This window comes from Streptacidiphilus sp. EB103A (genome assembly GCF_041261405.1).
Lineage (GTDB): Bacteria > Actinomycetota > Actinomycetes > Streptomycetales > Streptomycetaceae > Streptacidiphilus.
Map to the genome: position 1 here is coordinate 89203 of NZ_JBGCAQ010000023.1, position 11324 is coordinate 100526.

Annotated in this window: 11 protein-coding genes; 9 read left to right on the top strand and 2 right to left on the bottom strand. The window is 71.3% G+C overall.

Annotation, left to right across the window (positions count from 1 at the left end; all coding sequences use genetic code 11):
- Positions 1-35: 35 nt before the first annotated feature.
- From ABH941_RS32775 to ABH941_RS32795, 5 genes are read left to right on the top strand one after another with little or no spacing between them, the layout of a single operon-like run.
- Positions 36-1142, top strand: coding sequence for a WxL protein peptidoglycan domain-containing protein (locus ABH941_RS32775; protein ID WP_370133222.1), 1107 nt, complete (start codon positions 36-38; stop codon positions 1140-1142).
- Positions 1139-2284: a hypothetical protein gene (locus tag ABH941_RS32780; RefSeq protein ID WP_370133223.1), complete on the top strand. Its 1146-nt coding sequence runs from the start codon at positions 1139-1141 to the stop codon at positions 2282-2284. The genes ABH941_RS32775 and ABH941_RS32780 overlap by 4 nt, the downstream gene beginning before the upstream one ends.
- Positions 2281-3069, top strand: a complete 789-nt coding sequence (locus tag ABH941_RS32785) for a hypothetical protein (RefSeq protein WP_370133224.1) — start codon at positions 2281-2283, stop codon at positions 3067-3069. Before ABH941_RS32780 ends, ABH941_RS32785 begins: the two co-directional genes overlap by 4 nt.
- 53 nt (positions 3070-3122) lie before the next feature.
- Positions 3123-3797 (top strand): response regulator transcription factor, encoded by a 675-nt coding sequence (locus ABH941_RS32790; protein WP_030264200.1) that lies wholly within the window; start codon positions 3123-3125, stop codon positions 3795-3797.
- A 9-nt stretch (positions 3798-3806) separates the two neighbouring features.
- A complete protein-coding gene (locus tag ABH941_RS32795) occupies positions 3807-5051 on the top strand; it encodes an ATP-binding protein (RefSeq protein ID WP_370133225.1) in 1245 nt (414 codons plus the stop codon).
- Between the two features lie 62 nt (positions 5052-5113).
- Here the strand turns inward: ABH941_RS32795 and ABH941_RS32800 are convergent, their stop codons facing one another.
- Positions 5114-5677 carry a GtrA family protein gene (locus tag ABH941_RS32800; protein WP_370133226.1) on the bottom strand — a complete coding sequence of 188 codons (564 nt, stop codon included), beginning with the start codon at positions 5675-5677 and terminating at the stop codon, positions 5114-5116.
- Positions 5678-5944: 267 nt separating this feature from the next.
- Here ABH941_RS32800 and ABH941_RS32805 point away from each other — a divergent pair, with 267 nt between their 5' ends.
- Genes ABH941_RS32805 through ABH941_RS32815 form a run of 3 tightly spaced genes read left to right on the top strand, consistent with a single transcriptional unit; the run spans position 5945 to position 8863 of the window.
- Complete coding sequence (locus tag ABH941_RS32805; RefSeq protein WP_370133227.1) at positions 5945-7084, top strand: 5-(carboxyamino)imidazole ribonucleotide synthase; 1140 nt, start codon at positions 5945-5947, stop codon at positions 7082-7084.
- A gap of 28 nt (positions 7085-7112) precedes the next feature.
- Positions 7113-7640, top strand: coding sequence for a 5-(carboxyamino)imidazole ribonucleotide mutase (gene purE, locus ABH941_RS32810; RefSeq protein WP_370133228.1), 528 nt, complete (start codon positions 7113-7115; stop codon positions 7638-7640).
- An 8-nt stretch (positions 7641-7648) separates the two neighbouring features.
- Positions 7649-8863 carry a dipeptidase gene (locus ABH941_RS32815; protein ID WP_370133229.1) on the top strand — a complete coding sequence of 405 codons (1215 nt, stop codon included), beginning with the start codon at positions 7649-7651 and terminating at the stop codon, positions 8861-8863.
- Between the two features lie 138 nt (positions 8864-9001).
- Here the strand turns inward: ABH941_RS32815 and ABH941_RS32820 are convergent, their stop codons facing one another.
- Positions 9002-9724 (bottom strand): helix-turn-helix domain-containing protein, encoded by a 723-nt coding sequence (locus ABH941_RS32820; RefSeq protein WP_370133230.1) that lies wholly within the window; start codon positions 9722-9724, stop codon positions 9002-9004.
- A gap of 94 nt (positions 9725-9818) precedes the next feature.
- On the opposite strand from ABH941_RS32820, the gene ABH941_RS32825 reads away from it, so the two are divergent.
- On the top strand, positions 9819-11297 hold the full coding sequence (locus tag ABH941_RS32825; protein WP_370133231.1) for an APC family permease: 1479 nt from the start codon (positions 9819-9821) through the stop codon (positions 11295-11297).
- The last annotated feature ends 27 nt before the right edge of the window (positions 11298-11324 follow it).

Here is an 11324-nt window from a genome sequence, read left to right on the forward strand (position 1 = left end):
CCCTCACCCGACCCCGCACCGTTGGAGGACCGCCGATGTACCACCGTCGACCACTGACACCCCGTCTGCTCAGGGTGCTGCTGGCCGCGCTGCTGGCCGTCGGCGGCCTCCTCCTCGGTGCGGGGTCGGCCCCGGCCGCAGCCCCCGCCGCAGCCCCCGCCGCGGCGCCCGCGACCGCGCCCGCGATCGCGCCCGCAGCCGACAACGGGAGCTGGGCGGTCTACCCGGTCCCGGCCTCCAAGGCCAAGAACGCGCTTCCGGACCGCGAGTACTTCTATCTGGAGGCGGCCCCCGGGGCGACCGTCAGCGACACCGTCTCCGTCTTCAACACCTCCGACCAGCCGATCACCTTCCAGCTCTACGGCGCCGACGCCTACAACACCCCGCGCGACGGCGGGTTCGCGCTGCGCGCGGCCAACCAGCCGCAGCTCGGCGTGGGCGCCTGGGCGCACCTCAAGGTGAACAGGCTGACCGTCCCCGCGCACCACCGTGCCGACATCCCGTTCACGATCGCGGTGCCCAAGGGCGCCGAGCCCGGGGACCACCCCGGCGCGATCGTCGCCCTCGACACCGCCACCGTCGGGACCGGCAGCAACGGCAAGGTCGCCGTCGGCATCCAGCGCGCTGTAGGCGCCCGCGTCTATCTGCGGGTGTCCGGACCGGCCGTTCCGGCGGTGACGCTGCAGAACGTCTCGGTGAGCCGCAGGGCTCCGCTGATCCCCGGGCTCGGATCGTCCTCGGCCACCGTCCACTACACCCTGGTGAACCGGGGCAACACCACCGTGCACCCCACGCTGGCGCTCAGGGCCAGCGGATGGTTCGGCGGCACCGTCCTCAACGCGGCCCCCAAGGACCTCGGCATCGACCTGCTGCCGGGCCAGTCCGTCACCCTCAGCGTCCCCTGGCCGCATCCGCCGCAGTTCGACCACGTCAGCCTGAAGCTGTCGGTCGCCGGTACCGACATCTCGGCGACCGCCGGCACGAGCTTCTTCGCCGTCCCCTGGTTCCTCGTCGGCCTGGTCCTGGTGCTGATCGGCCTGCTGATCGGCGCCCGCCGGCTCCGGTCGCGGCGGCGTCGGGCGCAGCGCGGCGGCGGCTGGTCCTGGCGGCGCGGACGGGTACGCGTGGAGGCCGCCGCATGACGGTGATGTCGCTGCCGCGCCGGGCCGCCCTGCTCGCCGGGGTGCTGTTGCTGGCACTGGCACTACCGGTCGCGCTGCGGGCGGCCCCGGCGCGCGCCGCAACGCCGGGCGCCGCAGTGACGGCGTCCCCGGGCACCGCGGCACCCGGCTCGACCACCACCATCACCGGGACCGGCTGGCCGGCGCGCACCCTGCTCACCGTGCTGCTCTGCGGCCAGAACGGGGTCGACGGCACGGACGACTGCGCCAACGGCAGCGGACGCGCCCTCACCACCACGGCCGGCGGCGGCTTCACCGTGCAGCTGCCGGTGGTCAAGCCGCCGCAGCCGTGCCCGTGCGTCATCCATGCCACCACGGTGACCGGCGGGAACATCACGGTGAACACTGCCTTTCCGGTGATCGGCGTCGCCAGCGTCCCGGTCAAGCAGTCTCCGGGCACGCTGCTCCCGCTCACCGCGACCGTCAGCGGCGGCGGCTCCCTGATGACCTGGTTCGGAGCGCCGCCGCACCGCACGTTCAAGGCGGTGATCGCCAATGTGGGCAATTCGGCGATCACCGATCCGGTGTTCCGGACGGGCATCTGGCACTCCGTCTTCGCCCCGGACTGGCAGGAGTTCCAGTGGAGCGGGGTGATCGCGCCGGGGGGCAGGCAGGAGATCGACATACCGCTGGATTTCGCCGCCGGCGCGCACGGCGGCTACTCCGTCGAACTCCAGTACAACGGGACCGAGTTGACGACGCAGCAGGTGACCCTTCCGCACCCCTGGGGAGTCGCCCTGTTCTGGCTGCTGCTGTGCGTGGTGGTCCCGGTGGGCCTGTTCAGGATCGGGCTCGCCGTGGTCGACCGGCTACGGCCCGACCTGGCCCTGAACCAGGACCAGAGGCCGGGCCCTCGGCCGCCGCACACCGCCCCGGGTCAGGGGTACGACACCCTCGTGCTCCCGCCGATGCCCGTGCACCCGCCCCGGCCACCCCGTACGGCTCCGCTCGCGCCCACCCTGCCCTGGTTCGCGCCCGGCTACGGCCCGGCGCTGCCCAGGACGGACGAGGACGACCCCCCTTCCCGTACCGCCCAGGCCCGCACCCCTGGTTCTTCCACCCTCGGATCTTCCACCCTCCTCGACAAAGGAATCGACGCGTGAACAGAAACAGGCTCGCCTGGGGCGCACTGCTCGCCACGGCCGGTGCATCGCTGCTCATGGGAGTTCAGCCGGCCGCCGCCGCGGACCTCAGCTTCGCGACCACCTGCATACCGCCCGCGGGGGTGGGCCTCGGCACGGTCCACGGCACCTCGATCGCCAATGTGACCAGCTCCAGCTCCTCGCCGAAGGTCGGCGACACCATCACCATCACCTGGACGACGGTGAAGGCCGCATCGAACAACCCCGGCATCATCGACCTGGCGGCCAACACGGTGAAACCCAGCGGCAGGATCAAGCTGGGCGGCGTCCAGTCCGGCACGGTCGCGGTGAGCGGGCCGATGGTCAACCCGAAGATCCCCAAGAACTCCCCGATGGTGATCTCCCCGATGACCGGAACGATCAAGCTGACCGCGGCCGGCACGGTGACCTTCAGCCCCGCGGCGTACACCATCACCGTCCTGGGCACCGACACCGTGTGCACCGCGGACTCGCCCGCGGTCGGCCTCACCGTCACCGTCGCGCAGGGCTCCGGGAGCGGCAGCAGCGGCGGGACGACGGCGTCCAGCTCGCCCAGCAGCTCCTCCTCCAGCTCGTCCTCGTCCAGCAGCTCCTCCAGTTCCACGACCGGTTCCACCACCAGCTCCTCGTCCAGCGGCAACCTGGCCAGTACCGGTGGGGACAGCTCCAGCCTCCGCGCACTCGGCCTGCTCGGCGCCAGCGTCCTGCTCGTCGGCGCGGCGGTGTTCGTGCTCACCCCCTGGCGCCGGCTCCGCCGACCGCGCTGAGCGGCTGTGGGCGGAAGGGCCGTTCGCGCAGCGCCGGGCACTACGATCAGGGCATGACCCGTGTACTGCTCGCCGAGGACGACGTCGCCATCTCGGAACCGCTCGCCCGCGCGCTGCGCCGCGAGGGTTACGAGGTCGTGGTCCGCGAGGACGGCCCCTCGGCCCTGGAGGCCGGTCTCGAGGGCGGCAACATCGACCTGCTGGTGCTCGACCTCGGACTGCCCGGGATGGACGGCCTGGAGGTGTGCCGACGGCTGCGCGCCGACGGCCACGGCTTCCCGGTGCTGGTGCTCACTGCCCGCGCCGACGAGGTCGACACCGTGGTCGGCCTGGACGCGGGCGCCGACGACTACGTCACCAAGCCGTTCCGGCTCGCCGAGCTGCTCGCCCGGGTCCGGGCACTGCTGCGCCGCGGCACGGTGGACCTCACCACCGGCGCCCACGGTGTGAAGATCGACGTGGAGTCGCACCGCGCCTGGATCGGCGAGGAGGAACTCCAGCTCTCCGCAAAGGAGTTCGAACTGCTCCGGGTGCTGGTGCGGGACGCCGGCCGGGTCGTCACCCGCGAGCAGATCATGCGCCAGGTCTGGGACACCACCTGGTGGACCTCCACCAAGACCCTCGACATGCACATCTCCTGGCTCCGCAAGAAGCTCGGCGACGACGCCGCCAGCCCCCGCTACATCACCACCGTGCGCGGCGTCGGCTTCCGCTTCGAGAAGGGCTGACCCTCACACGTGCAGCGCCGGCTGATCAACTCCACCCTCGCCGTCGTCCTGGTGGTGGTCGCGCTGTTCTGCGCCCCGCTCGCCCTGGTCGAGAAGCGCAGCATCGAGAACAACGCCCAGGAGCAGGTCTCCTCGGAGGCGCTGCACCTGATCGGGGTCGTGGAGAACCGTCTGGTCGCGGGCGAGCCCATCGACGCCGAGGCGCTGTCCGGGCTGACCAGCCAGAACGCCCAGCGCTACGCCGTGGTCGAGGTGCCGGGACAGCCGACCATCACGCTCGGTGCGAAGCCGTCGGGCGGCAACCCGGTCAGTGCGACCGAGACCGGGCCGCACGGCGAGAAGGTCACCGTCCAGGAGTCGCGCGGGCCGCTGAACCGCAATATCCGCAACATGCTGCTGCTCCTGGTCCTGGTCGCGGTGCTCACCCTGGTGGCGGCGGCGCTGCTCGCGGTCTGGCAGGCCAAGCGGCTGGCCCGTCCGCTCACCGACCTCGCCGAGACCGCCGAACGCCTGGGCTCCGGCGACCCGCGTCCCCGGCAGCGCCGCTACGGCGTGGTCGAGCTGGACCGGGTCGCCGAGGTGCTGGACGCCAGCGCCGAGCGCATCGCCCGGATGCTCACCGCCGAACGCCGCCTCGCCGCCGACGCCTCGCACCAGCTGCGCACCCCGCTCACCGCGCTGTCGATGCGGTTGGAGGAGATCGCCGAGACCGACAACCTGACCACGGTCAGGGAGGAGGCCGCGATCGCCCTGGGTCAGGTGGAACGGCTCACCGACGTGGTGCAGCGGCTGCTCACCAACAGCCGGGACCAGCGCAAGAGCTCGGCGAAGCCGTTCGAGCTGGACGAGGTGATCAAGCAGCAGGCCGAGGAGTGGAGCCCCGCGCTGCGCCGCGCCGGACGCACCCTCTACCTGGAGGGCCCGCCCGGACTGCTGGCGCTGGGCAACTCGGGCGCGGTCGCCCAGGTGCTGGCGGCACTGATCGAGAACTCGCTGATGCACGGCGACGGCGCGGTCACCATCCGCACCCGGGTCCGAGGCTCCTCGGTAGTGCTGGAGGTCCAGGACGAGGGCGCCGGCGTCCCGAGCGAGCTGGGCGCGCGGGTCTTCGAGCGCGCCGTCAGCGGCCACAACTCCACCGGCATCGGCCTGGCCGTCGCCCGCGACCTGGCGGAAGCGGACGGAGGCCGACTGGAACTGCTGTCCCAGCGGCCTCCGGTGTTCGCGCTCTTCCTCGGCAGGGCCGAGCAATAGGAGGAAGCCTCGGACGCCCTGAGGGTCCGGGGAGCGGGAGCGCAAAGTAAGAACGTAAGGGTTTAGAGCTCCTTGGCCTTCGCCTGGAATTCGGCGTGCCCGGTGCTCAGCTTGACCTGCTCGGCGGCCAGGATCCGCTCGGCCTGGCCGACGGCGTCGGCCGCCTCGATCACGGCCGCGGCTGCTTCGGGAACGGCCTTGAAGACCCAGGTCCGGTAGGACCAGAAGCGGAAGACCGTGGCGACGCCGATACCCACGACGGTGCACACCAGCTTCTCGATCTTGGTGTCCAGACCGAGGCCGTAGGTCAGCGCGTAGAGCACGGCGTTCTGGATCAGCAGGCCGATGCCGCTGAAGATCAGGAACAGGGTGATCTCGCGGGACCGGGTCTTCTTGTCGGCGTTGCGGTACACCCAGTACCGGTAGCCGATGTAGTTGGTGCCGATCGCGATCAGCGTTGCCACGACGTTGGCGCGCACGGTCTGCATCGAGTCGAGCAGGATGCTGAAGGCGACCAGCTGGACGACGACGCCGACTATGCCGACGATCCCGAACTTGGCCAGCTCATGGACGAGCCGACGCAGAACGTTGGGCGCTGCGGGCGCAGGACCAGGGGTCGAGGTCATCGATGTCCGTCTCTTTCAGGGCTGTGGGGGAGCGCTGCTCATGCTAATTCGCGTACCCGCTTCATCGTGGGCCAGCGCAGGCATCTCATGGGACTCACACGCGAGTCCTGGCTGCAGAGCCTCAAAGCTCCAGGACCGTAAACATCAACGATAGACGATCCCTGTGTCGGCGCGATCGGCGGACAGGGGGCAGTGCCGGCACCGGAACTGCCCCGGCGGCCTGGCCTGCGGTGATGCCGAACTGCGGGCACCTATATCCTCAGGGGTGTGACTTTTCCAGTAGTCGGCATGATCGGCGGCGGGCAGCTCGCCCGAATGGCTCACCAGGCGGCTATCCCGCTGGGCGTGAGGTTCAGGCTTCTCGCGGACACCCCGCAGGACTCCGCGGCCCTGGTGGTGAACGACGTCGTCCTCGGTGACTACCGGGACCTCGACACCCTGCGGCGCTTCGCGGCCGGCTGCGACGTCATCACCTTCGACCACGAACACGTCCCCACCGAGCACCTGCGGGCGCTCCAGACCGAGGGCGTCGCGGTCAGGCCGGGGCCGGACGCGCTGGTGTTCGCGCAGGACAAGGGGCTGATGCGGGCCAGGCTGGACGAGCTGGGCGTGCCCTGCCCCCGGCACCGGCTGGTCGCCGACCCGCAGGACGTCGCCGCCTTCGCCGCCGAGGGCTCCGGTTTTCCGGTGGTGCTGAAGACCACGCGTGGCGGCTACGACGGCAAGGGGGTCTGGGTCGTCGGCGACGAGTCCGAGGCGGCGGAGCCGTTCCGGGCCGGCGTTCCGGTCCTCGCCGAGGAGAAGGTCGACTTCGTCCGGGAGCTGGCGGCCGATGTGGTGCGCTCCCCGCACGGCCAGGCCGTCGCGTACCCGGTGGTCGAGTCCTTGCAGAAGGACGGCATCTGCCACGAGGTAACCGCCCCGGCCCCCGGCCTCTCCGCAGACCTTGCCGCCGAGGCCCAGGCACTGGCGCTGCGCATCGCCGGCGAACTGGACATCACCGGCCATCTCGCGGTCGAGCTGTTCCAGACCCGCGACGGCCGCATCCTGGTCAACGAGCTGGCCATGCGACCGCACAACTCCGGCCACTGGTCCATCGACGGTGCGGTCACCTCGCAGTTCGAGAACCACATCCGCGCCGTCCTCGACCTGCCGCTGGGCGACCCCCGGCCGCGCGCGCCCTGGACCGTGATGCTCAACGTCCTCGGCGGCGACTACCCGGACATGTACCACGCGTTCCTGCACTGCATGGCCCGCGATCCCGGGCTGCGCATCCACATGTACGGCAAGGACGTGAAGCCCGGTCGTAAGGTGGGCCACGTCACAGTCTTCGGGGACGACCTGGACGACGTCCGGGAGCGTGCCCGCCATGCCGCCGCCTACCTGCGCGGCGACATCACTGAGTAGTAGAGACAAGTGGACAAGGGGACAACGCATGCCTGAGCAGCCGTTGGTCGGGATCGTCATGGGATCGGACTCCGACTGGCCGGTGATGGAGGCCGCCGCCAAGGCCCTCGACGAGTTCGAGGTCGCCTACGAGGTCGACGTCCTGTCCGCGCACCGGATGCCCCGCGAGATGGTCGAGTACGGGGAGCAGGCCGCCGGGCGCGGCCTCAAGGCGATCATCGCCGGCGCGGGCGGCGCCGCCCACCTGCCCGGGATGCTCGCCTCCGTCACCACCCTGCCGGTGATCGGCGTGCCGGTGCCGCTGAAGTACCTCGACGGCATGGACTCGCTGCTGTCGATCGTGCAGATGCCGGCCGGGGTCCCGGTGGCGACGGTGTCGATCGGCGGGGCGCGCAACGCCGGACTGCTGGCGGTCCGTCAGCTGGCCGCGTTCGACCCCGAACTCGCCGAGCGGATGCGGGACTTCCAGCAGGAGCTGAACAGCCAGGCCACCGACAAGGGCAAGAAGCTGCGGGCCAAGGTCAGCGGCGGCAACAGCTTCGGCTTCGGGGGCTGAGCGGACGGATGGGCGAACTGACGGACTGGACCGCCCCCGCGCCCGAACTGCTGGACCGGGCAAGGGCGCTGCTCGCCGAGCACCCCGTCGTGGACGGGCACAACGACCTGCCCTGGGCGCTGCGCCAGCAGGTCGGATACGACCTCGACGCCCGTGACATCGCCACCGACCAGAGCGCCCATCTGCACACCGACCTGGCCCGGTTGACGGCCGGCGGGGTCGGCGCGCAGTTCTGGTCGGTGTACGTGCGCTCGGACTTCGCCGGGGACCGGGCCGTCAGCGCCACGCTGGAGCAGATGGACTGCGTGCGGGCGCTCGCCGCCCGCTACCCGGACCGGCTCCGGCTCGCCTTCAGCGCCGACGACATCGAGACGGTCCGCGCCGAGGGCCGGATCGCCTCGCTGATGGGCGCCGAGGGCGGGCACTCCATCGACTGCTCGCTGGCCACGCTGCGAGCCCTGTACGCCCTGGGCGTCCGCTATATGACGCTCACTCACAACGACAACCTGCCGTGGGCGGACTCCGCCACCGACAAGCCGGTGGCCGGCGGCCTCACCCGCTTCGGCGAGGAGGTCGTCCGGGAGATGAACCGGCTCGGCATGCTGGTCGACCTCTCGCATGTCTCCGCGGACACCATGCGGGACGCGATCCGGGTCACCCGCGCACCGGTGGTCTTCTCACACTCCTCCTCCCGCGCGGTCTGCGACCACCCGCGCAACATCCCCGACGACGTGCTGGAGCAGCTGGCCGTCAACGGCGGCGTGGCGATGGTCACCTTCGTACCCAAGTTCATCCTCCCCGAGGCGATCGCCTGGACGAAGGCCGCCGACGCCAACCTGGAGGCGCACGGCTTCCACGCGCTGGAGACCACCCCGGAGGCGATGGTGGTGCAGCGGGCGTTCGAGGCGGCGAACCCGAGCCCGCGCGCCTCGGCCTCGACCGTGGCGGACCACCTGGACCACATGCGCGAGGTGGCCGGCGTCGACCACATCGGCATCGGCGGCGACTTCGACGGCACGGCCTTCACCCCCGACGGCCTCAGCGACGTCTCCGGCTACCCGAACCTGATCGCCGAGCTCCTCAGTCGGGGCTGGTCGGAGGGTGACCTCTCCAAGCTGACCTGGGGCAACGCCGTGCGGGTCCTGCGCGAGGCCGAAGGGGTCGCACGGTCGCTCGTCGGGGAGGCGCCGTCCATCGCCACGATTGAGCAACTGGACCGGTAGGGTTCGCGGCTGCGGACCGTAGATGGCTTGTCGCGCAGTTCCCCGCGCCCCTGACGTTTGCAACTGAGCCAGTTGCAGACCCCCAGGGGCGCGGGGAACTGCGCGAACAACCAGGCAGACGCCGCGCCCGAAAAGCCCTCAGCAACTCCCCACTTCCTGAAGCCGCACCTCAGCCGCTTCCAGGAACTGCTCCAGCGTCTGCGCATACGCGCTCCGCCCCATCTCCGCCCGCAGCAGCCGTGCCACCGCCGCGATGTTGGGGTGCGTCGCAGCCGGTAGCTCGCTGTAGGTGTGGTTCCAGACGTCCCGCTCCGCGGCCCGCGCCTCCGGCGGCAGCGCCAGCCCCGCGGCGTCCAGCGCGGCGAAGGCCAGGCCCAGGTCGACGAAGCCGTGGTAGAGCCGGACCGCCTCGGGGTCCGGGAAGCCGGCGCCGCGGAGCACCCCGAGGATGATCTCGATCGCCCGCGCCTCGTTGGCGCGCCCGGTGACCCGGTAGGTCGCCAGCATCGCCGCCTGCGGATGCTGCTGGTACGCGGCGTGCATCCGCAGCCCCAGCTCGCGCAGGTCGCTGCGCCAGCCGCCGGTGGACTGCCAGCCGGTCCAGGCCTGGCCGATCAGCTCGTCGGCGACGGCCAGCAGCAGGTCGTCGGTGTTGCGGAAGTACCGGTACAGCGCGCTGGGGTCTGCGCCCAGCGCGGCGCCGAGCCGCCGCACGGTCAGCGCCGCCGCGCCGTGCTGCCGGATCAGCCGCAGCGCGGTCTCCACGATCAGCGCCTCGGAGAGGACGGTGCCCTGCTTGGTCGGACGGCGCCGGCGGCGGGCGTCCTCGGTCACCACGGACCGGTCGGGGGTGGTCGTCATCTCCGCACCTTATGTCAACAGCATTGACCTTGTGCCGGAACGCAGGGTTCCATGGCGCTCCAACAGCAGCCGGTGCGGCAGATGGGTGGCTTTGATGAGCGACGAGATGCGCAGATCCCTCGGCGTGGTGGACGGTGTGGTGATCGCCGCGTCCAGTACCGCCGCCACCTCCAGCATCGGCATCGGGATGGGGCTGCTCGCGGGAGTGGTCGGGCTGCACCTGCCGATCATCATGCTGCTGGCGTTCCTGCCGATCCTCGGCATCGCCGGGGCGTACGGGCGGCTCAACCGGGTCGAGCCCAACTGCGGCAACAGCTACGTCTGGGTCGGCCGCTCGCTCAGCCCCTGGCTGGGCTTCCTCTCCGGCTGGGTCAACCTGGTCGGCACGGTGGTGTTCATGGCCTACACCACCACCGTCACCGGCTCGGCGATCCTGCAGTTCCTCGGCGAGGCCCACCTCACCGGCGTCGCCGGCATCACGCTGAACCCCGGTTCCACCCTCCAGTCCACGCTGATCGGCCTGTTCGTCCTGGTCGCGGTGGTGATCGCGGCCACCACCGGGGTCGCCGTGGCCGCCCGGCTCCAGCGCTATCTGCTGGTCTTCGAGTACCTGGTGCTGCTGGGCTTCTGCGGCTACGGCCTGTTCGCCGGCAGCCAGCCGTTCAGCCTGGACTGGTTCAACCCCTTCGGCATCCCGTCGCTCAGCGCCCTCGCCCAGGGCATGGTGCTCGCGGTGTTCTGCTACTGGGGCTTCGACGCGGCCTTCAGCGTCAGCGAGGAGACCCGCGACCCGCGTGACGCCTCACGCGGCGGCACCATCGCCCTGTTCACCATGCTCGGCCTGTTCCTGCTCGGCGCCACCGCGTTCCAACGGGTGCTCACCGTCGGCCAGTTGGCTGACCACGGCGCCGAGGGCCTCACCTACTTCGGCAACCGGCTCGCCCACCAGCCGCTGGCGGCGCTGCCGCTGGTCGCGCTGATGTTCTCGGCCGTCGCCTCGCTGCAGGCCGGCGTCATCCCCAGCGCGCGCGGCATGTTCGCGATGGGCCGGGACCGCACCCTCGGCCCGGTCTGGGCCCGGATCAGCCCCCGCTACGGCACCCCGGCCGCCGGGACCCTGCTGCTGGGCGCGATCGCGGCCGCCATCGCCGTGCTGGCCCTGGTCATCCCCAAGGTGAGCGACCTGATCAGCGCCGCCGTCAACGCGATCGGTATCGTCGTGGCGCTGTACTACGGACTGACGGCACTGGCCGCGGCGAGCCGGTTCCGCGGGCTGCTGCGCACGGCGCCCTGGGAGGGGGTGCGGGCGGTGCTGGTCCCGGTGCTCAGCGCGCTGGTGCTGTTCGCCCTCGGCGGCTACCTGTGCTGGACCTTCTACCACTCGACGGACCACTTCGCGGTGGACGCGGCCAACGGCTGGTTCCAGCTGACGATCCCGGCGCTGATGATCGTCTCGGGCCTGCTGGTCGCGGCGTGGGCCAAGTGGGTCCGCAGGTCCGACTACTTCACCACCGGCCGCGGCACCGACGCCGACGCCGTGGATCTCCTGTCGGAGGCCGGCCTGTCCGCCTGACCGCTCGCCATTCGACTGTTCGTCCAC

What these genes read in the sequence shown, in the direction of transcription:
- ABH941_RS32775 (WP_370133222.1), top strand. Translation starts at nt 36, where the DNA reads ATGTACCACCGTCGACCACTGACACCCCGTCTGCTCAGGGTGCTGCTG.
- ABH941_RS32780 (WP_370133223.1), top strand. Translation starts at nt 1,139, where the DNA reads ATGACGGTGATGTCGCTGCCGCGCCGGGCCGCCCTGCTCGCCGGGGTG.
- ABH941_RS32790 (WP_030264200.1), top strand. Translation starts at nt 3,123, where the DNA reads ATGACCCGTGTACTGCTCGCCGAGGACGACGTCGCCATCTCGGAACCG.
- ABH941_RS32800 (WP_370133226.1), bottom strand. Translation starts at nt 5,677, where the DNA reads ATGACCTCGACCCCTGGTCCTGCGCCCGCAGCGCCCAACGTTCTGCGT.
- purE (WP_370133228.1), top strand. Translation starts at nt 7,113, where the DNA reads ATGCCTGAGCAGCCGTTGGTCGGGATCGTCATGGGATCGGACTCCGAC.
- ABH941_RS32815 (WP_370133229.1), top strand. Translation starts at nt 7,649, where the DNA reads ATGGGCGAACTGACGGACTGGACCGCCCCCGCGCCCGAACTGCTGGAC.
- ABH941_RS32820 (WP_370133230.1), bottom strand. Translation starts at nt 9,724, where the DNA reads ATGACGACCACCCCCGACCGGTCCGTGGTGACCGAGGACGCCCGCCGC.
- ABH941_RS32825 (WP_370133231.1), top strand. Translation starts at nt 9,819, where the DNA reads ATGAGCGACGAGATGCGCAGATCCCTCGGCGTGGTGGACGGTGTGGTG.